Genomic DNA, 19167 nt, shown 5'->3' with positions numbered 1-19167 from the left:
CTTTACGCCTCGCCCAGCCCGTCCGCCGCGGTCAGCTCGTGTGCTGCGGCAGCACGGCGAAGGCGACTCCGCCGGCTTCGTCCTCCTGGACGTCGAGCACCTTGTCGTCGAGCAGCGCCGCCGCCTGGGGTTCGAGGAACACCTTCGGCCCCTCTTCGGCGCCCAGCACGCTGTCACCCTCCGCCGGTTCGGGGGCGACCGACAGCGCCAGCTGGGCGCTTTCGCCGTCGGCGTTCTGGACGGCCAGGCGGAGCCCGGCGTCGCCCTCCCCTTGGCTGGTCAGTGCGGTGATCGCCTCGGCGGCGGCTTCGGTCACGGTCAGCATCTACGGCCTTCCCTTCGTCGCGGTCCGATGCACGCCCCACGCTAGGGGCGTCCGAACGGACGTGCAGTCTGAGCGGATCAGCCGCGGCGGGCCGCGCGAATGGCGTCCGCCACCGATCCGCCGGCGTAGTCCGCCCGCTCGCCCGGATCGGGGTCGGCGTGGCGGTGCGGCACGTCGTCGTCCGGGACCACCGGCTCGAAGTCCGGTGGCGCGTCTTCGATCGTCTCGTCGAGCTCGGCCGCCGGGGTCGCCGCCAGCGGGCGCTCCGGGACCGGCTCCGGCTCGGTGTCCGGCTCCTCTTCGGCCAGGCGCTCCCGGATCGGCTCGCCTTCGCGGACCTCGCTGGGCGTGGTGCCGTAGCGGTTCGCGGCACTCCAGTGCTCGGGCGGCTCGATGCCCTCTTCCAGCGGATCCACGCGCAGGTCGTCCTCGTCCAGCGCCTCGCTGGGGCTCAGGCTTTGCGATTCGGCCGAGTCTCGGTCACTCACGGGCTGTCTCCTGGCGCGTCGGAAGTGTCATCCCCGGTGAGCTACCCGCGGGGCCGGGGCACCGAAACCCCCGCGGTGTCGCGGGAATCACATTTCTTCAACCGGTTTAACACATTCACAAGTTTGTGAACGCAGGGTAGGTTGGGATCATGGCCACCACCAGGTGCGCACCGGACCACCGGCTGCTCGCCACCGACCCGGACCGGCATCACGAGCTCGGCACGCACGCCGCGTGGTACGCCGTCGCCGGCGTGGTGACGACCGGCGTCCAAGCCGTCCTGTTCCTCCTGCTGCGCGACGAGCTCGGTTCCCAGGTGGCGAACCTGGTCGCGATCGCGGTCACCACGGTCGGCAACACCGAGTTCCACCGCCGGGTCACCTTCGCCGGGCGGCCCAGCAACGCCGGGAAGCGGCACCTCCAGGACGCGCTCACCTTCGCCTTCTACGCCGGGTACGGCTCGGCCGTGCTGGCACTCCTCGACGCGGTCGTCGACCGGCCGACGTCGTGGGAGGAGACCGGCACGCTCCTGCTGGCCAGCCTGGTCGGCGGGTTCGTGCGGTTCGCCGTGCTGCGGTGGTGGGTGTTCGCGCACCGCGCCGAACCGGCCACGGCCGCGCACACCGGCTAGCGTCTGCGGACGTGGCCCCGCACGACACCGACCCGGACGACATCAAGCCCCACGCGGGCGGCAGCGAACCGGACTACCGCTTCACGCTGGCGAACGAACGCACCTTCCTCGCCTGGCTGCGGACCGCGCTGGGCCTGCTCGCGGGCGGCGTGGCAGTGCACCAGCTGGTGCCGTCGCCGGCCGCGGCGAGCGCCGTGCTCGCCGCGTTGTGCGTCGGACTGGCCGCGGTCCTCGCCGCGACCGCGTACCCGCGCTGGCGGCGGGTGCAGATCGCGATGCGGGCCGGGGAGCCGTTGCCGCGGAGCCTGATGATCCTGGTGCTGACCGGCGGGCTGCTGATTCTGATCGTCGCCGCGGCCGTGCTGCTGGTGGTTTCGTGACCGTTTCCGGGCCCGGACGCACACGGACCGCACACACCGCGACGGCTGCCCGGCGATGTCGGACCGCCTCCCCCGCCCGGGGAGGGGCCGCACGGAGCAACCCTGCCGATCGGCCTCGCCGTCGCCGAATACCGCTTCTTCGCGATTATCGCCACGTCAGAAGTACCGTCATCGACTCGGGGAGCCGGTCGTGACCGCGCCCGCCGGGGCCCAAGCCGAGCGCACTGGGCTCGCCTGGCGGCGAACCGCACTGGCCTCCGCTGCCTGCACCGTACTTCTTCTGCATTCCGCAGCCCAGCGCCATTGGGGTGCTGCTTTCGTACCAGTCCTGCTCTCCGCGAGCACATCTGCGCTGCTCGCAGCGGTCGCGGTCCGCCGCGAACGGGCCTTGCGGACCGGTCGCCCGGTGGCCATGAGCCCGATACTGCCCGCGATCGCGTCGCTGGCCGTGACCGTGACCGCCGCTTCCGTGGCCGTCTTCCCCTGACGGGTGAACTCGGCACATCCTGAAAGCGATTAATCGCAATGTGCACGGCAGGGTCGCGGTAACGTCACGGTCGCTCCTGCTAACGGGGTATTGGTCGTTGAAATCTGGACTGACCCGGCACGAGGTGCTTACGATTACCCAGCGTCGCACGGAGCGCAGATCAGCCGAGATCTCTCGGAGTATCTGCGATGGAACAGTTACGGAGTGTTGAACCCCCGGCAGCGACGGTCGAGGGTCGGCCGGGGAGACGACTCATGACAGCACCGCCGAGGACCACCGAAGAATCCACTTCCGTCGATCGCGATTATCGCACTCCGGAGTCATTGCCCCGGCCCAGCGGGCGGCTCACCAAGGAGGACCTCGACCCCCTCGTCAAGGACGCGGGCGAGGGCAACCCGGCCGCCATCCACTCCCTGCTCCAGATGATCGAGCCGGTGGTGGTCCGCTACTGCCGGGCCCGGATGGGCGGCCGGGACCTGTCCTACCTGTCGGCCGACGATGTCGCGCAGGAAGTCTGCCTCGCCGTGCTCAAGGCACTCCCCGACTACCAGGACCGCGGCGGCTCCTTCCTCTACCTCGTCCACGCGATCGCCGCGAACAAGGTCGCCGACGCCTACCGCGCCGTCGCCCGCGACCGCTCCGAGCCCGTCCCCGAGCTCCCGGAGCGCCCGCTGCTCGCCGGCAACGAGCCCGAGACCCACGCGCTGCACCTCGACCTCGGCGCCCGCCTGGGCAAGCTGCTCGCGTCGCTGCCCCGGGTGCAGCAGGAGATCCTCACCCTGCGCATCGCGGTCGGCTTCTCGGCCACCGAGACCGCCGAGGCGCTCGGCATCTCCCCGGGCAACGTGCGGGTGACGCAGCACCGGGCGCTGACCCGGCTGCGCGGCATGATCAGCGTCGACGAGTTCTGACGACAGCTCTGACAGACCGCCCCAGCGGCGGGCGGGGACCCCTCTTTTACCCCCTGGAGGACGGGTCCCCGTCCGCATCCAAGCCGTAGGTCCGGCGGGCGTTGTGCTCGAAGACGGCCAGCCGTTCGGCGTCCGACAGCGAACCGGTCAGCGCGACGGCCGCGTCGAGCACCACCTCGTAGGACGCGGCCAGCTCGCACACCGGCCAGTCCGAGCCGAACAGCAGGCGCTCCGGGCCGAACACCTCCAGCACGTGGTCGGTGTACCGGCGCAGGTGCCCGACCTCCCACGCCGTCCAGTCCGCCTCGGTGACCAGCCCGGACAGCTTGCACACGACGTTCTCGCGCGCGGCCAGCGCGGTCACCCCGGACGCCCACGGCTCCCAGCCGCCCGCGGCGATCGGCGGCTTCGCCGCGTGGTCGAGGACCAGCCGCAGCTCCGGCAGCCGCAGCGCCACCTCGGTCGCCGCGGGCAGCTGCGCCGGGCGGACCAGCAGGTCGTACGCCAGCCCCGCCGACGCCACCGTGCTCAGCCCGGCCACGATTTCCGGGCGCAGCAGCCAGTCGTCGTCCGGTTCGTTCTCCACCTGGTGCCGGATGCCCACCAAGGGACCGCGGAGAGCGGCCAGGCGGTCCGCGAGGTCCGGCGCGGCCAGGTCCACCCAGCCGACCACGCCCGCGATCACCGGCTCCGCCACCGCCGTCGCGAGGAACTCGGCCGTCTCCTCCTCCGACGACACCGTCTGCACCAGGACCGTCGCGTGCACGCCGGCCGCCTTCGTCACCGCGCGCAGGTCGTCCACCGTGTACGGGCGGCGGATCGGGTCGAGGGCCTCCCCCGCCATCCAGGGGTACTCGCGCCGCGTGGGGTCCCACAGGTGGTGGTGCGCGTCGATCACGAGGCTCCTCCGGCGATGACGACGTCGGCGCGCAGCAACCCCGCGTCGATCAGTTCCTTCCAGAGCTGGAGCGGGACCACGGCCCGGGCCCGCCGCGCGTTGACGCTCACCTGGTCCGGATCGTGCGCGCCGACGACCACCGACGCCACCGCGGGGTGCGCGATCGGCAGGGCCAGCGCCGCCTCCGGCAGCTCGACGCCGTGCCGTGCGCAGATCGCCGCGATCCGCCCGGCCCGTTCGACCAGCTCCGGCGGCGCCTCGGCGTAGTCGTAGACGCGGCCCGGCTCGGCCGTGGCCAGGATGCCACCGTTGTACGCGCCGCCGGCCACCACCTTGACGCCGCGCTCGGCGCACAGCGGGAACAGCTCGTCCAGCGCCGGCTGGTCGAGCAGCGTGTACCGGCCGGCCACCAGCAGGACGTCCAGGTCGGTGCGGCGGACGAACTCGGTGAGCATCGCCGTCTGGTTCATCCCGGCCCCGAAGGCGCCGATCACGCCCTGCTCCCGCAGGTCGCGCAGGGCCGGGAAGGCACCGCGCAGGGCTTCGTCGAAGTGTTCGTCGGGATCGTGGACGTACACGATGTCGACGCGGTCGAGGCCCAGCCTCGTCAGGCTGTCCTCCAGCGACCGCAGCACACCGTCGCGGGTGAAGTCCCAGCGGCGCTTGTACGCGGCGGGAACCGCGAACCCCTGGTCGTCCCGCTCGCCGGCGCCGCCCGGGTTCGGCTCCAGCACGCGCCCGACCTTCGTGGACAGCACGAACTCGGCACGCGGGAACGAGCGCAGCGCCGAGCCGAGCCGGGTCTCCGACAGGCCGAGGCCGTAGTGCGGCGCGGTGTCGAAGTAGCGGACGCCCTCGTCCCACGCGCGCCGCACGGTCGCCGCGGCGGTCTCGTCGCTGATCGCGTGGTAGAGGTTGCCCAGCTGCGCGCAGCCGAGCCCCAGGGGGGACAGGGAGAGTTCCAACGCCGTCACTCCTTCACCGGAAGTTCCCAGACCAGTCCGATGCCGGTGTCGTCGCCGGAGTAGTCGTCCTCGACGGCCAGCAGCTCTGCCATTCTCGCCTGCCACGGCACGTTTGCGGGATGGTCCCGCAAAGCCGCGCGCATCGCCGCGTAGTCGTCGACTTCGAGGACGTGGAAGAGGTCGAGACCGTTACGCCAGATCCGCCAGCTGTGGACACCGGCTTCGCGCAGCGCGGTGTCCAGCTCGGGCGGGATGACCGCGTGGACGGACTCGTACTCGGCCTCCTTGCCGGGCTTGAGCTTCGTGTGCAGAGCCACCACTCTTTTGGAGACACTGTGAGGTTGGGCCTGGTGGGTCATCACCACTCCTTCGCCGGGACATGGCACGCTGGGGAGCAACACCGAAACATCCGAGGTCTGCTGCAGGGAGGGCGCACCCGATGCCCGTCACCGATGTCGCGATCGACAAGATCAAGGACATGATCATCTCCGGCGAGCTGGCGCCGGGCGACCGGCTGCCGAAGGAGGCCGAGCTGGCCCAGCGGCTCGGGCTTTCGCGCAGCTCCCTGCGGGAGGCCGTGAAGGCGTTGTGCCTGATCAGGGTGCTCGACGTCCGCCAGGGCGACGGCACGTACGTCACCAGCCTCGAGCCGAACCTGCTGCTCGACGCGATGACGTTCGTGGTCGACTTCCACCGCGACGACACCGTCCTCGACTTCCTCGCCGTGCGGCGGATCCTCGAGCCCGCGGCGACCGCGCTGGCCGCGCTGCACATGAGCGACGACGACATCGCCGAGCTGGGCACGCTGCTCGGCGAGCTGGAGGACTCGCCGACCGTCGAGGCGCTCGTGGCCAACGACCTGCAGTTCCACCGCAAGATCGCCGACGGCTCCGGCAACCCCGTGCTGTGTTCGCTGCTGGACAGCCTCTCCGGGCCGACCGCCCGCGCCCGCATCTGGCGCGGCCTCACCCAGGAGGGCGCGGTCGCGAAGACCCGCGAGCAGCACACGGCGATCTACGAGGCCATCGCCGCGCGCGAGCCGGAGCTGGCGCGCTCGTGGGCGACGGTGCACGTCGCGGGCGTGGAGCAGTGGCTGCGCAACGCCCTCGGCACCGCGGACGACCCGACGGCGACCGACGAATCCACCGCCGAAGCCTCGTAGCACCACACCCACCTTCCCCGCGGTCGTGAGTGAGAAACAGTGTTAGAACACTGTTTCTCACTCACGACCCGCCGCGGCAGACTCGGAACGTCGGATGATCACGGGGTGGGCGCGGGTCAGGTTTGGGGTTTGCCGCCGGCGTAGCGGGCGATGATCAGCGCGACCAGGATGATGGCGCCGTAGATCGCCCCCTGCCACTCCGCCGTGACGTGCGCGTAGTTGAGCAGGCTCGACACCGACGACAGCAGCAGGACACCGGTCAGGGCGCCGACCAGGGTGCCCTTGCCGCCGTCGAGCGAGACGCCACCGATCACCGCCGCCGCGAACACCTGCAGGATCATGCCGGAACCCTGGTTCGCGCCCAAGGCCCCGACGTAACCCGTGTACGCGAGCCCGCCGATCGCGGCGAGGATCCCGGCGACCACGAACACCGCCCACGCGATCCGGTCGACGCGCACACCGGCGGCCCGGGCGGCTTCGCGGTTGCCGCCGATCGCATACAGCGCGCGGCCGACGCGGTGGTAGCGCAGCACCCAGCCGGCGACCGCGAACAGCAGCGCCGCCAGCCACACCGACATCGGCAGCCCGAGGAACGTCGTCGTCGCCAGGTTGGTGAACGAGTCGGGCAGGTTGAACAGCGTCTTGCCCTTGGTCGAGCCGACCTGCACCCCGCGCAGGACGGTGAGCATGGCGAGCGTGACGATGAAGGCGTTCAGCTTCAGCTTCACGATCAGGAAGCCGTTGACGAACCCGACGAGCGCGCCGCACAGCGGGATCACCAGCAGCCCGATCGCCGCCGGCAGTTCGACGCCGAAGCCCGCCGACGCCGCCGGGATGACGACCATCGCGCCGAGCGCCGGCGCCAGGCCCATCGTCGATTCCAGCGACAGGTCGAACTTGCCGGTGATCAGCACCAGCGACTCGCCGAGCACGACCAGCGACAGCGCCGCCGACGCGGTCAGGATGCTGACGATGTTGCTCCAGCCGACGAAGGTGTCGTCGACCAGGCCGCCGATGAGGAACACCACGACCAGCGCGGGCAACAGCGCGAGTTCACGCAGCCAGACGGCTTTGCGGCGCCGGGGTGGCGCGGGCAGCTCCGTCTGCGGAGAGGTCATCACGTCGGTCACGAAAGCTCGACTCCTTCGATGTCGGCCACGAGGTCACCGTCGGACCACCCGGCCTGGTGTTCGGCGACGACGGCCCCGGCGCGCAGCACCAGGACCCGGTCGCTCAGGCGCAGGTCGTCGAGCTCGTCGCTGACGATCAGCACCGCCTTGCCTTCGGCGCGCACGCGGTCCACGACCGCGAGCAGCGCCTCCTTCGACTTCACGTCCACGCCGGCGGTCGGGTTGATCAGCACGACCACGCGCGGGTCGCCGATCAGTGCCCGGGCCAGCACGACCTTCTGCTGGTTGCCGCCGGACAGGTCCGACACCGGCTGCTCGGCACTCGCGGCCACGATGTCGTAGTCGGAGAGGGCCTGCGACGCCCGCGCGAACCGGGTACGCGGTGACGCGATCCCGCCGCGGCCCAGTTTGTCCAAAATGGACATCGTGGCGTTGTCGGCGATCGAGTGCGCCAGCACCAGGCCTTCGTGGTGCCGGTCGCGGGGCACGCAGCCGATCCCGGCCCGCAGCGCCGCCGGGATGTCACCCGGCGGCAGCGGGACGCCGTCGACGCGGATCGTGCCCGCGGACGGCGTCCGCAGGCCGTAGACCGTCTCGGCGACCTGGTGTTTTCCGCTGGCGTTGCTGCCCGCCAGCCCGACGACCTCCCCTCGGCGCAGGCGGAAGGAGACGTCGCGGAAGCTGTCGCCGGACAGCCCGTCGACCGCGAGGATCTCCGGAGCGTCCGCTTCGAGGGACTCCCGCGTCGCGGCGTCACGGACGGACAGGCCGCCGGGCTCGCCCGTCATCGCGTCGACCAGCTCGGCCTTGCCGACCTCCGCCACCGGCGCGGTGAGGATGTGCTTCGCGTCCCGGAGCACGGTGACGGCCTGGCACACCTCGTAGACCTCGTGCAGGTGGTGCGAGATGAACAGGAACGTCACCCCGCCCGCCTGCATCTGGCGCATCCGTTCGAAGAGCCGCTCGATGGCCTGGCTGTCCAGCTGCGCGGTCGGCTCGTCGAGGACGATGAACCGGGCGCCGTAGGACAGCGCGCGGGCGATCTCGACGAACTGCCGGTCCTCCACCGACAGCTCCCCGGCGGGGGTGTCGACGTCGACGTGGACGTCCCACGAGTCGAGCAGTTCGCGGGCCTTGCGCCGCAAGGATTTCCAGCCGATCGAGAACCCGCCGCCGGCCTGGCGGTTGAGGAACAGGTTCTCGGCCACGGTGAGCTGCGGGACGACCATCGCGTGCTGGTAGACGCAGGCGACGCGCGCCTTCCAGTCGTCCTGTTTGGACAGTGGCGGGGCCGGCTCGCCGCCGAACTCGACGTGCCCGGTGTCCGTGGCGGACAGCCCGGTGAGGATGGTGACGAGCGTCGACTTGCCGGCCCCGTTGCGCCCGACGAGCGCGTGCGACTCGCCGGGGTGCACGGTGAGACTGACGTCGTGCAGCGCCACGGTCGGGCCGTAGCGCTTTCCGACTCCTACGGCGCTGACCACCGGGACGGCGGGTTCGCCGGCGGGCAGCGCGGTCACAGGTTGTTCCCCCAGAGGGCCTTGTCGTCCACGTTGGCCTTGGTGATGACGGGCGCGGGCAGCTGGTCCTCGAGGATGCCGGGGCTGATCTCGACGATGGTGCTGTCGTGGTCGGTCGGGCCGGGCTTGAACGTCTCGCCCGCCATGGCCTTCTTCAGCCAGTACAGGCCGTACTTCGCGTACGCGTCGGCCGGCTGGGAGACGGTGGCGTCCAGTTCGCCGGCGCGGATCGCGGCCAGCTCCTGCGGGATGCCGTCGTTGGACACGAGCACGATGTGCTTCGGGTCCCCGACCGGGAAGAACAGGTTCTTGCGCTTGAGCGCCTGCTCGGTCGGGGCCAGGTAGACGCCGCCGGCCTGCATGTAGACGCCCTTGATGTCGGGGTTCGCGGTCAGCATGCTGTCCAGCCCGGAGGACGCCTTGTCGGCCTTCCACTCGGCCGGGATCTCCAGCACCTGGATGCCGGGGTACTTGGACTTCATGCAGTCGCGGAAGGCTTCCGAGCGGTCGCGGCCGTTGACCGACGCGAGGTCGCCCATGATCTGCACGACCTTGCCGGACTTGACCTTCTCGCCGATCGCGTCGCAGGCCTTCGTGCCGTAGGCCTTGTTGTCGGCCCGGACGACCATGGCGACCTTGCCGCTCTCGGGAGCGACGTCGACCGCGACGACCGGCACGCCCTTGTTCTCCGCCTGCTTGAGCCCGGCGACGATGGCGGCCGAGTCCAGCGGCGTCACGACCAGGCCCTTGACGCCCTGGTTGAGGAAGGTGCCGATGTCGGTGATCAGCTTCGCGGGGTCGCTGTCGGCGTTGACCGTCGGGAGGACGTCGACGCCCTCCTCCTTGGCCATCTTGGGCACGTAGTTGTTGTAGGCCTGCCAGAACGGCGAGGTCAGCAGGGGCAGCGTCGCGCCGACCTTGCCGCCGGCGTTGCCACCGCCTGCCGCCGGCGCCGACGCGTTGTCCTTAGTGGACCCGCAGGCGGCCAGCACCAGGCCGCAGACGGCGGCCGTGGCGGCCACCTGGATCACCCTTGTGCGCACAGCATCCTCCTTGATGACGGCGGGGAAAGAAGTCTTCTAGTCGTGGTGAACGGGGCCGCGAGGACGCAGGCCGTACATGCCACCGTCGACCGCGAGCGCGGTGCCGGTGGTCGAGGCGGAGAGGGGACTGGCGAGGTAGACGATGGCGTTCGCGACCTCTTCGGCGGTGACCAGCCGGCCCATCGGCTGGCGCGCCGCGAGGGCCGCGCGTTCGGCCGCCGGGTCTTCGGCGGCGTCGAGCAGCCGGCCCACCCAGGGGGTGTCCGCCGTTCCGGGGCACACGCAGTTGACGCGGATCCGGTCGGGCAGGTGGTCGGTCGCCATGGCCAGGGTCAGCGAGAGCACCGCGCCCTTGCTGGCCGAATAGAGCGCGCGGCTGGGCAGGCCCGCCCAGGCCGCGATGGAGCAGGTGTTGACGATCGCCGCGGACGGCGAGTTCTTGAGGTGCGGCAGCGCGGCGCGCGCGAGCCGGACCATGCCGACGACGTTGACGTCGAACACGCGGTGCCATTCGTCGTCGCCGTTGGCGGTGACGTCGCCCTGCGCGCCGATGCCGGCGTTGTTGACCAGGATGTCGAGGCGCCCGAAGCGTTCTACGACGGCGTCGACGGCTGAACGCACTTCGTCATCCGAGCTGACGTCACAGCGGAAGCCGTCATCGTCCGGTTTCAGGTCCAGCACCGCCACCTGCGCGCCGCGTTCGGCCAGCAGGGTGGCGACCGCCTTGCCGATGCCCGAGGCGCCTCCGGTGACGGCGGCCACCAGGCCCTCGAATTCACTCACTTGCGGTCTCCGTCCACTCGGGACCGTCCGGGAACCGGAACCGGCGCAGCGTGGCGTCGTGCATGCGCGCGGAAAACCCGGGGGCGGTCGGGGCGAGGTACCGGCCGCGTTCGACGACGGCCGGGTCGGTGAAGTGCTCGTGCAGGTGGTCGACCCACTCGATCGAGCGATCCTTGTCCGTGCCGGACACCGCCACGAAGTCGAACATCGACAGGTGCCGGACCAGCTCGCAGAGGCCGACGCCGCCGGCGTGCGGGCACACCGGCACGCCGAACTTGGCCGCCAGCAACAGGATCGCGAGGTTCTCGTTGAACCCGCCGACACGGGCGGCGTCCAGCTGCAGCACCGAAATCGCGTCGGCCTGCAGCAGCTGCTTGAAGACCACGCGGTTCTGGACGTGCTCGCCGGTGGCGATCTTGATCGGCGCGAGCGCTTTCGCGATCGCCGCGTGCCCGAGGATGTCGTCCGGCGAGGTCGGCTCCTCGATCCAGTACGGGTCGAACGGCGCCAGCGCGGTCATCCAGGTGACCGCGGCCGAGACGTCCCAGCGCTGGTTGGCGTCGACGGCGACCCGGACGTCCGGGCCGACGGTTTCGCGGGCGAGCTTCATGCGCCGGACGTCGTCCTCGAGGTTGCCGCCGACCTTGAGCTTGATCATCTCGAAGCCGTCCGCGACGGCTTGTTCGGCCAGCCGGACGAGCTTCGCGTCCGCGTACCCGAGCCAGCCGGGTGACGTGCTGTAGGCGCGGTAGCCGTTCGCTTCCAGCTGCGCGACGCGTTCGGCGCGCCCCGGTTCCGCGCGCCGCAGGATGTCGAGAGCCTCGGCTTCGGTGAGCGCGTCGCTCAGGTACCGGAAGTCCACGAGACTGACCAGGTCTTCGGGCGTCATGCGGGCCGCGAACTTCCAGACCGGGAGGTTGGCGCAGCGCGCGGCGAGGTCCCAGGCGGCGTTGACCACCGCGCCGACCGCCATGTGCGCCACGCCCTTTTCCGGGCCCAGCCAGCGGAACTGCGAGTCGCCGACGAGGGTGCGCGACAGGTCGCCGAGCGCGGCCGCGTCCTCCGGGATCTCCCGGCCGACGACGTGCGGCGCGAGCGCGCGGATCGCGGCGGCCTGGACGTCGTTGCCGCGGCCGATGGTGAACGCGAGCCCGTAGCCGTCCGGGCCGCCGTCGGCGTGGAGCACGACGTAGGCGGCGGAGTAGTCCGGGTCGGGGTTCATGGCGTCCGAGCCGTCCAGCTCCCGGGAGGTGGGGAACCGGACGTCCAGCACCTCCATGCCGATGATCTTCGCCATGGTCAGGCCTGCCTCGCGGTCTGGCGCTGCCGTCCGAGGCCGTCGATCTCCAGCTCGACGACGTCGCCGTCGCGCAAGTAGGGCTTGGGGTCGGGCTGCCCGAGCGCGACGCCTTCGGGGGTGCCGGTGTTGATCAGGTCGCCGGGCCGCAACACCATCACCTGGCTCAGGTAATGGATGATCTCGGCCACGGTGAAGATCATGTCCTTGGTGGTCGAATCCTGCTTCTTCTCGCCGTTGACCCACAGCCGCAGGCCGAGGTCCTGCGGGTCGGGCACCTCGCTCGCCGGGATCAGGGCCGGCCCGAGGGGGTTGAAGTTCTCGCAGGACTTGCCCTTGTCCCACTGGCCGCCGCGGTGCAGCTGGAACTCACGCTCGGAGACGTCGTTCGAGACGACGTACCCGGCGACGTGGTCCAGGGCTTCGTCCACGCTTTCGAGGTAGCGCGCGGTCTTGCCGATGACGACGCCGAGCTCGACCTCCCAGTCGGTGCTGACCGACTTGCGCGGGATGAGGACGTCGTCGGCCGGGCCGACCACGACGTCCGGCGCCTTCATGAACACGACCGGTTCGGCCGGGATCGGCGCGTTCGTCTCTTCGGCGTGGCGCCGGTAGTTGAGGCCGATGCAGACGACCTTGCCGGGCTGGGCGATGGGCGCGCCGACGCGCAGATCCGTTTCCGGGGCCTTCGGCAGCTCCCCGGCGGCGAGCGCGGCGGCCGCGCGTGCGACGCCGTCCGCGGCGAGGAAGCCGCCGTCGATGTCGGCGGTCAGGCCGCCCAGCTCGTAGGTCGTGCCGTCGTCGGCACGCACGAACGGACGCTCACTTCCCGGCTCCCCGAGGCGCACAAGCTGCACGGATATTCCCTTCACCCACACCGACCAGACATCCGATGTATATCGCAGTCGTGACCACCGATCCAGACCCGTAGCCGAATCGGTCGCAAAATTGATCGGATCAGTCGCGGTTCATCGCTCCGGCGAACACAGCGTGTGACTGATCACAGGCGGAATAGCCCCGGCGGCCGGGTCGCTGGTCCGGATCAGGGACAGGAGGACGCGGATGACCACCACGGCGGAACCTACCGCCCCGGGCAGGCGGGCGCAGCTGAAGTTCGTCCTCGTCCTGGGTGGGCTCACGGCCTTCGGGCCGCTGTCGATCGACATGTACCTGCCGGCGCTGCCGCGGATGGCGCAGGACCTGCACGCCGCGGACACCACCGTCCAGCTGACGCTCAGCGCGTTCATCGTGGGGCTGGCGCTGGGCCAGCTCGTGCTGGGACCGCTGTCGGACACTTTCGGCCGTCGCCGCCCGCTGCTGGTGGGGCTCGCGCTGTACGTCGTGGGCTCGGTGCTGTGCGCGGTCAGCCCCGACGCCTGGCTGCTGGTCGCGGCGCGTTTCGTGCAGTCCCTCGGCGCGGCGGCGGGCATCGTGATCGCCCGGGCGACGGTCCGCGACCTGTTCTCCGGCACGGCGATGACGAAGTTCTTCTCGACGTTGATGCTGGTCAGCGGCCTGGCCCCGATCCTGGCCCCGCTGATCGGCGGCCAGCTGCTGAACTGGACGTCCTGGCGCGGGGTGTTCGTCGTGCTGACGGCGTTCGGGGCGCTGCTGCTGGCCGTGGTGGCCTTCTTCCTGCCGGAACCTTCTGTTCTTCGCACCCCCGCCGGGCTCGGCCAGGTGATGCGGACCTACGGGCGGCTGGCGCTGGACCGGTCGTTCGCGGGCTACGCGCTGGCGTCGGGCCTGCTGTTCGCGTCGATGTTCGCCTACATCTCGGGGTCCTCGTTCGCGCTGCAGGGGGTGTACGGCCTCAGTCCCCAGGCGTACAGCGTGGTGTTCGGGGCCAACGGCGTCGGCATCGTGCTCGCGGGCCAGCTCAACGGCCGCCTGGTGGGACGGGTTCCCGAGCGCGTTCTGCTTCTTTCCGGCTTGCTGCTGGGCGTGCTCGGCGGGGCTTCGGTGCTGGTTTCGGTGTTGCTCCGGGCGCCGCTTGCGGTATTGCTGGTGTCGCTGTTCCTGCTGGTGTCGAGCATCGGCCTGGTGATGCCGAACGCGAGTTCACTCGCCCTGGCGTCGCATGCGCGGTCGGCCGGGGCGGCATCGGCCTTGCTGGGAGTGCTGCAGTTCGTGGTGGGCGCGGCGGCGACGCCGTTGGTGGGACTCGGCGGCCCCGGAACGGCGGTGCCGATGGCGGCGACCATGGCGGGGTTCGCGGTGCTGGCGCTGGCGGCTTTCCTGGCGCTGACGCGCGAAGTCACTCCTTGAGCAGACGTTCCAGCTCGTCACCGGCGGCGTCGTGCCCGGCGTCCGCGATGCGCTGAAGCTCCAGCAGGTCCTTCGCGGCGACCGCGCGCCGGGTGAGCAGCTCGCCGGCGCGGTCGCTGCCTTCGTCCAGCAGTTCGCTCAGCTCCTCGGCGTCCCCGCGGGCGTCGGCGAGGTCGGCCAGCCGGTCGAGCGCGGTCTCGTTGCCCTCGTCGGCCAGCGCGCGCAGGGTTTCGTGGTCGGTCATGCCGCCAGGATGCGACCTTGCCCCTGGGGCAAGGTCAAGTGCGAGGATGGCCGGGTGCTCACCATCGGACAGCTCGCCGGGTACGTCGGGGTGACGACCAAGGCGATCCGCGTCTACCACGCCAAGGGGCTGCTCCCCGAGCCGGAGCGCGACGCTTCGGGCTACCGCCGGTACCGCGCGTCCGACGCGGTCGAGCTGATCAAGATCCGGACGCTCGCCGAAGCCGGCGTCCCGCTGGCCCGCATCCGCGAACTCCGCGCGGGCGACGGGCTCGGTCCGGCGCTCCGGCAGATCGACGCCGACCTCACCGCCCGGATCGGGGGCCTCCGAGCCACCCAGGAACGGCTCCGTCGGCTCGCCGACGGGCACCTTTCGACGTTGCCGCCCGAGGTGACGACCTTCCTCGGCCAGCTGCCCGGCCTGGGGTTCAGCGAACGCTGGGTGGAGCTGCAGAACGACCTGTGGACCCTGGTGTTCGCCGTCCACCCGGAGACGGCCCGCGTCTCCTTCGAGGACCAGGCCGCGATGCTGGCCGACCCGGCGCTGCGCCCGCTGGTGCTGGAGTACGACCGGGTGCACGACCTCGACCCGCACGACCCGCGCGTCGACGCCCTGGCCGCGAAGATCGTCTCGGCGACCCGCGCGCGTTATGGCGCGGATCTGCCCGAGTACGAACGGGGTTCGGCGATCCCGGCGCTGGTGCAGGGCGCGGTCAACGCGTCTTCCCCGGCCTGGCGGCGGCTCGACGGCCTCCTCCGGGCACGCCTGGGCGTCAGGTGAGCGACGCCAGATCCGCCGTCTTGAGCTGTTCCGCCGTCACCGTCGCGCGGCCGTCCACCAAGGCGCCCAGCGCGTCCCCGTCGTCCCACATGTTCACGTTCATCGCCGCCGCCACGCGGCCCTCGCGCAGCCAGAACGCCGTGAACTCCCGGGACGCCAGGTCCCCGCGGACTACTAGGTCGTCCGACGCCGGGTCCGCCAGGCCGCGGTACTCGCAGCCCAGGTCGTACTGGTCGGTGAAGAAGTACGGCGAGGCGAGGAACGGTTCGTTCTCGCCCAGCAGGTTCCGCGCCACGTGCGCGCCCTGGTCCTTCGCGTTCGCCCAGTGCTCCACGCGGATCCGGCGGCCGTAGCGCGGGTGGAAGTGGGCGGCGATGTCGCCTACCGCGTACACGTCCGGGGCCGCCGTGCGCAGGCTCGCGTCCACCGCCACCCCGCCGTCGTCCGACAGCTCCAGGCCCGCCGCGTGGGCCAGCTCCACCCGGGGTGCCGCGCCGACCGCGATCAGGACCACGTCCGCCGTCAGCTCCTCGCCCCCGGCGAGCCGGACGCCGCGGACGCCGTCCGGGCCGCCCGTGATCTCCGCGACCTGCTCGCCCAGGCGCCAGTGGACGCCCTTTTCCGCGTGCAGGTCCCGGAACACGCCACCGACCGTCTCGCCGACGACGTTGGCCAGCGGCACCCGCACCGGGTCGACGACCGTCACGTCCGCGTGGTGCGTCCGTGCCGCCGCGGCGGCCTCCGAGCCGATCCAGCCGGCGCCGACGATCACCACTCGCTCCGCCGCGGTGAACGCCGACCGCAGCTTGAGCGAGTCGTCGAGGGTGCGCAGTGTGTACAGCCCGGGGAGGTCGCCGCCTGGGACCGGCAGGGTGCGCGGCCGGGAGCCGGTCGCCAGCACCAGCCGGTCGAAGCGGTGCTCGCCGCCCGCGTCGTCCAGCACCAGGCGCGCGCCGAGTTCGATCCGGGTGGCCGTGACGCCCGGGGTGAACCGGATGTCGTGCTCGCCGTAGTACTTCTCCTCGTGCACCCAGTCGGGCTCGTCGGTGTTGCCCAGCAGCACGCCTTTCGACAGCGGCGGCAGCTCGTACGGGCGGCGCGGATCGGAGCCCATCAGCAGGACTTCGCCGGTGTAGCCGCGTTCGCGCAGAGCGGCGGCGGCCGACGCCCCGCCGAGGCCCGCACCGACGACGACGATCTTCCGCGGCTCCGACATCCCAGACCTCCCACGACGACGAGTCGGTGCGGACGGTACTCCCGAACCGGCCGCGCCACGACCGGGGAATACGCCGGAAATCCGCGAAGCGCAAGAGAAAACCCGCGAGTAGGCAGATCGGGTGAACGCGCGTCATAGCGCCGCCAGAGGCCGCTCCCACCCTCGCACGGAGCACGATCACGACGAAGGAATCGGAGGCGGCGACCATGAGTCGGGGCGAGTGGTCGATCGGCTGCCGGGATCTGGCCGGCAGGCGCAGGGACGTGACGGTGTTCGTCAGCAACGACAAGGTGGTGCTGGTCGCGCCGCCGGGCGAAGCGGCGGTGCTCGGGCCGCTCGACGTCGGACGGCTGCGGGCCGCCCTGCGCGACGCCGTCGTGGCGACGGCCGATGAGGAAGAAAGCTGACAACTACCGTTCCTACTTTTCAGTAGGTTAGAGTCGGGCCCGACGGAAGGGACCGGCCATGACGACCTACTTCGTGACGGGCGCGACGGGATTCCTCGGAAAACGCCTGGTCGCCCGCCTGGTGCGGCGGCCGGAGACGTCCGCGGTGTACGCGCTGGTGCGCTACGCTTCCCGCGACCGCCTGGCCACCCTGGCCCGGGACTGGCCGGGCGCGGACAAGCTGCACCCGGTGACCGGCGACCTCACCGAACCCCGCCTCGGCGCCGACCCCGCCGGGCTCCCCCACCTCGACCACGTCGTCCACCTGGGCGCGGTCTACGACCTCACCGCCGGCGAAGAGGCCAACCGGCGCGCCAACGTCGAGGGCACCCGCCACCTGCTCGCCTTCGCCGCCGCCGCGCGGGCCGGGCTGGTGCACCACGTGTCCTCGATCGCCGTCGCGGGCGACCACGCCGGGCGGTTCACCGAGACCGACTTCGACCTCGGCCAGCGCTTCGGCTCGCCGTACCACGCGACGAAGTTCCAGGCCGAAAAGCTCGTCCGCGAACAGGCGCTGCCCTACCGCGTCTACCGGCCCTCCGCGGTCGTCGGCGACTCGCGCACCGGCGAAATGGACAAGATCGACGGGCCCTACTACTTCCTCCCCGCCCTCTCCCGGCTGGCCGCGCTGCCCCGGCGGCTCCCGCTGGCCGCGCCCGGCCTCGGGGCGACGAACCTGGTGCCGGTCGACTACGTCGTCGAGGCGATGGAACACCTGATGCACCGGGACGCGCCGTCCGGGACGACGTACCACCTCGCCGCCGCGCACCCGCAGTCGCTCAACTCCGTCTACAACGCCTTCGCGCGCGCCGCGGGCGCGCCGTCGATCCGGGCCACGCTCCCCGGCGCGGTACGCCGGGTGGGCGCCGGCCTCGCGCACGCGGCCGCGAAGAGCGTCGATCGTTTGCCGGGCGGCCGGGCCACGCGCGCCGCCGTGCTGGAAGAACTGGGCATCCCCCTGGCAGTCCTGCCGCACCTGACCATGGACGTCGACTTCGACACCGCGCGTACCAGGACGGCGTTGTTCGGCAGCGGCATCGAGCTGCCGGAGCTGCGGGACTACGCGGCGCCGCTGTACCGGTACTGGCAGGCCCACCTCGATCCCGACCGCGCGCGTCGCGGGCACGGCCTCGCCGGGCGCACGGTGCTCGTCACCGGCGCGTCGTCGGGGATCGGCCGGGCGTCGGCGCTCGCCGTGGCGCGCAAGGGGGCGAAGGTGATCCTCGTGGCCCGCCGCGCCGGCGAGCTGGACGAGGTGCGGCGCGAGATCATCGCGGCCGGCGGCACCGCCGCGGCGTACCCGTGCGACCTGACCGACGGCGACGCCGTCGACGCGCTCGTCAAGGACGTGCTCGGCGAGCACGGCGCGGTCGACGTCCTGGTGAACAACGCCGGCCGGTCGATCCGCCGTTCCGTTTCGCTCTCCACCGAAAGGTTCCACGACTTCGAACGCACGATGGCGATCAACTACTTCGGCCCGGTGCGGCTGATCCTCGGCTTCCTGCCGTCGATGGCCGCGCGGCGGTTCGGCCACGTCGTCAACGTCACGACCCAGGGCCTGCAGACCGACACCCCGCGCTTCTCCGCGTATCTGGCTTCGAAGGCGGCCCTGGAGGAGTTCGGGCTGACGGCCGGGCGCGAGACGCTCTCGGACGGCATCACGTTCACGTCGGTGCGGATGCCGCTGGTGCGGACGCCGATGATCACGCCGTCCGGGTACCGCGGCATCCCCTCGAGCAGCCCGGAACGCGCGGCCGCGCTCGTGGTGAAGGCGTGCGAGGAGCGGCCGGAGATCCTCAGCCTGCCCGAAGGCCGCGCCGCCGAGCTGGCGACGCTCGCGGTGCCGCGGCTCGCCCGCTTCGCCGCGCACCTCGCCTACCGGGCGATGCCCGAGTCCGCGCCGGAGACCCGCGGCCTGCCCCGCCCGCCCGCGCCGGCGTCGGTCGCGGCGGCGGTGACCCGCCTGTTCTGGCGTCGTCGCGCTTGATCGCCGCGAATTCCGCCGAAACGCTGGCACTCGGCCACCGGTACTTCTACCCTCGCGCGAGTCCCGTACACCGCGTACGGGCGTGAACTGGGGAGTTCGGAATGCCGGAAACCACTGGGGAACAACGCGCCGTGGCCGACGAAACGGCCGAGATCGGCACCGCCCGGCACACAGCCGGGTGACGGCAAGTCCGGCCGGACCGATCACG

The 19167-nt window shown here is 71.5% G+C and carries 22 protein-coding genes; 9 read left to right on the top strand and 13 right to left on the bottom strand.

What is annotated here, in order from left to right; translation table 11 throughout:
• Nucleotides 1–31: 31 nt before the first annotated feature.
• Nucleotides 32–325: an iron-sulfur cluster biosynthesis family protein gene (locus tag CF165_RS29675; RefSeq protein WP_020644357.1), complete on the bottom strand. Its 294-nt coding sequence runs from the start codon at nucleotides 323–325 to the stop codon at nucleotides 32–34.
• Nucleotides 326–402: 77 nt separating this feature from the next.
• On the bottom strand, nucleotides 403–813 hold the full coding sequence (locus CF165_RS29670; protein WP_093950878.1) for a hypothetical protein: 411 nt from the start codon (nucleotides 811–813) through the stop codon (nucleotides 403–405).
• Between the two features lie 149 nt (nucleotides 814–962).
• On the opposite strand from CF165_RS29670, the gene CF165_RS29665 reads away from it, so the two are divergent.
• The 4 genes from CF165_RS29665 (at nucleotide 963) to shbA (ending at nucleotide 3220) form a co-directional block, all read left to right on the top strand.
• A complete protein-coding gene (locus CF165_RS29665; protein WP_093950877.1) occupies nucleotides 963–1442 on the top strand; it encodes a GtrA family protein in 480 nt (159 codons plus the stop codon).
• A gap of 11 nt (nucleotides 1443–1453) precedes the next feature.
• Nucleotides 1454–1822 carry a YidH family protein gene (locus CF165_RS29660; RefSeq protein WP_093950876.1) on the top strand — a complete coding sequence of 123 codons (369 nt, stop codon included), beginning with the start codon at nucleotides 1454–1456 and terminating at the stop codon, nucleotides 1820–1822.
• A 55-nt stretch (nucleotides 1823–1877) separates the two neighbouring features.
• Entirely contained in the window at nucleotides 1878–2309 is a 432-nt protein-coding gene (locus CF165_RS53670) for a DUF202 domain-containing protein (protein WP_338023471.1), read from the top strand.
• Between the two features lie 254 nt (nucleotides 2310–2563).
• Nucleotides 2564–3220, top strand: a complete 657-nt coding sequence (gene shbA, locus CF165_RS29650; protein ID WP_240521851.1) for an RNA polymerase sigma factor ShbA — start codon at nucleotides 2564–2566, stop codon at nucleotides 3218–3220.
• A 46-nt stretch (nucleotides 3221–3266) separates the two neighbouring features.
• Here the strand turns inward: shbA and CF165_RS29645 are convergent, their stop codons facing one another.
• From CF165_RS29645 to CF165_RS29635, 3 genes are read right to left on the bottom strand one after another with little or no spacing between them, the layout of a single operon-like run.
• Entirely contained in the window at nucleotides 3267–4118 is an 852-nt protein-coding gene (locus CF165_RS29645; protein WP_093950873.1) for an amidohydrolase family protein, read from the bottom strand.
• On the bottom strand, nucleotides 4115–5083 hold the full coding sequence (locus CF165_RS29640; RefSeq protein WP_093950872.1) for an aldo/keto reductase: 969 nt from the start codon (nucleotides 5081–5083) through the stop codon (nucleotides 4115–4117). The genes CF165_RS29645 and CF165_RS29640 overlap by 4 nt, the downstream gene beginning before the upstream one ends.
• A 5-nt stretch (nucleotides 5084–5088) precedes the next feature.
• Nucleotides 5089–5442: an L-rhamnose mutarotase gene (locus CF165_RS29635; RefSeq protein WP_167441601.1), complete on the bottom strand. Its 354-nt coding sequence runs from the start codon at nucleotides 5440–5442 to the stop codon at nucleotides 5089–5091.
• An 80-nt stretch (nucleotides 5443–5522) separates the two neighbouring features.
• Between CF165_RS29635 and CF165_RS29630 the strand changes: the two genes are divergently transcribed.
• Nucleotides 5523–6245 carry a FadR/GntR family transcriptional regulator gene (locus CF165_RS29630; protein WP_093950871.1) on the top strand — a complete coding sequence of 241 codons (723 nt, stop codon included), beginning with the start codon at nucleotides 5523–5525 and terminating at the stop codon, nucleotides 6243–6245.
• A gap of 116 nt (nucleotides 6246–6361) precedes the next feature.
• On the opposite strand, the gene CF165_RS29625 is transcribed toward CF165_RS29630, so the two are convergent.
• The 6 genes from CF165_RS29625 to CF165_RS29600 are packed head-to-tail and all read right to left on the bottom strand — an operon-like array spanning nucleotide 6362 to nucleotide 12875.
• Nucleotides 6362–7375 (bottom strand): ABC transporter permease, encoded by a 1014-nt coding sequence (locus CF165_RS29625; RefSeq protein ID WP_093950870.1) that lies wholly within the window; start codon nucleotides 7373–7375, stop codon nucleotides 6362–6364.
• The gene (locus CF165_RS29620; protein WP_093950869.1) at nucleotides 7372–8895 is read right to left on the bottom strand and encodes a sugar ABC transporter ATP-binding protein; all 1524 of its coding nucleotides are present in this window, start codon (nucleotides 8893–8895) and stop codon (nucleotides 7372–7374) included. Before CF165_RS29620 ends, CF165_RS29625 begins: the two co-directional genes overlap by 4 nt.
• On the bottom strand, nucleotides 8892–9926 hold the full coding sequence (locus tag CF165_RS29615; protein WP_093950868.1) for a sugar ABC transporter substrate-binding protein: 1035 nt from the start codon (nucleotides 9924–9926) through the stop codon (nucleotides 8892–8894). Before CF165_RS29615 ends, CF165_RS29620 begins: the two co-directional genes overlap by 4 nt.
• A gap of 48 nt (nucleotides 9927–9974) precedes the next feature.
• On the bottom strand, nucleotides 9975–10721 hold the full coding sequence (locus tag CF165_RS29610; RefSeq protein ID WP_093950867.1) for an SDR family NAD(P)-dependent oxidoreductase: 747 nt from the start codon (nucleotides 10719–10721) through the stop codon (nucleotides 9975–9977).
• A complete protein-coding gene (locus CF165_RS29605; RefSeq protein ID WP_093950866.1) occupies nucleotides 10714–12018 on the bottom strand; it encodes an enolase C-terminal domain-like protein in 1305 nt (434 codons plus the stop codon). Before CF165_RS29605 ends, CF165_RS29610 begins: the two co-directional genes overlap by 8 nt.
• A 2-nt stretch (nucleotides 12019–12020) precedes the next feature.
• Nucleotides 12021–12875 (bottom strand): fumarylacetoacetate hydrolase family protein, encoded by an 855-nt coding sequence (locus CF165_RS29600; protein ID WP_093950865.1) that lies wholly within the window; start codon nucleotides 12873–12875, stop codon nucleotides 12021–12023.
• A gap of 205 nt (nucleotides 12876–13080) precedes the next feature.
• On the opposite strand from CF165_RS29600, the gene CF165_RS29595 reads away from it, so the two are divergent.
• The gene (locus CF165_RS29595; RefSeq protein ID WP_093950864.1) at nucleotides 13081–14286 is read left to right on the top strand and encodes a multidrug effflux MFS transporter; all 1206 of its coding nucleotides are present in this window, start codon (nucleotides 13081–13083) and stop codon (nucleotides 14284–14286) included.
• On the opposite strand, the gene CF165_RS29590 is transcribed toward CF165_RS29595, so the two are convergent.
• Complete coding sequence (locus CF165_RS29590; RefSeq protein ID WP_093950863.1) at nucleotides 14276–14530, bottom strand: hypothetical protein; 255 nt, start codon at nucleotides 14528–14530, stop codon at nucleotides 14276–14278. The genes CF165_RS29595 and CF165_RS29590 overlap by 11 nt on opposite strands.
• Before the next feature lie 54 nt (nucleotides 14531–14584).
• Between CF165_RS29590 and CF165_RS29585 the strand changes: the two genes are divergently transcribed.
• Nucleotides 14585–15310, top strand: coding sequence for a MerR family transcriptional regulator (locus CF165_RS29585; RefSeq protein WP_093950862.1), 726 nt, complete (start codon nucleotides 14585–14587; stop codon nucleotides 15308–15310).
• Here the strand turns inward: CF165_RS29585 and CF165_RS29580 are convergent.
• Nucleotides 15303–16526 (bottom strand): NAD(P)/FAD-dependent oxidoreductase, encoded by a 1224-nt coding sequence (locus CF165_RS29580; protein ID WP_093950861.1) that lies wholly within the window; start codon nucleotides 16524–16526, stop codon nucleotides 15303–15305. The two genes, CF165_RS29585 and CF165_RS29580, sit on opposite strands and share 8 nt — an antisense overlap.
• A gap of 206 nt (nucleotides 16527–16732) precedes the next feature.
• Between CF165_RS29580 and CF165_RS29575 the strand changes: the two genes are divergently transcribed.
• Both CF165_RS29575 and CF165_RS29570 read left to right on the top strand, forming a co-directional pair.
• Nucleotides 16733–16933, top strand: coding sequence for a hypothetical protein (locus CF165_RS29575; RefSeq protein WP_013223722.1), 201 nt, complete (start codon nucleotides 16733–16735; stop codon nucleotides 16931–16933).
• Nucleotides 16934–16991: 58 nt separating this feature from the next.
• Entirely contained in the window at nucleotides 16992–18959 is a 1968-nt protein-coding gene (locus CF165_RS29570; RefSeq protein WP_093950860.1) for an SDR family oxidoreductase, read from the top strand.
• Nucleotides 18960–19167 lie beyond the last annotated feature (208 nt).

It is taken from the genome of Amycolatopsis vastitatis (genome assembly GCF_002234595.1).
Classification (GTDB): domain Bacteria; phylum Actinomycetota; class Actinomycetes; order Mycobacteriales; family Pseudonocardiaceae; genus Amycolatopsis; species Amycolatopsis vastitatis.
The sequence above is the reverse complement of the archived record's forward strand: the minus strand, read 5'-3'. Positions and strand labels throughout refer to the sequence as shown.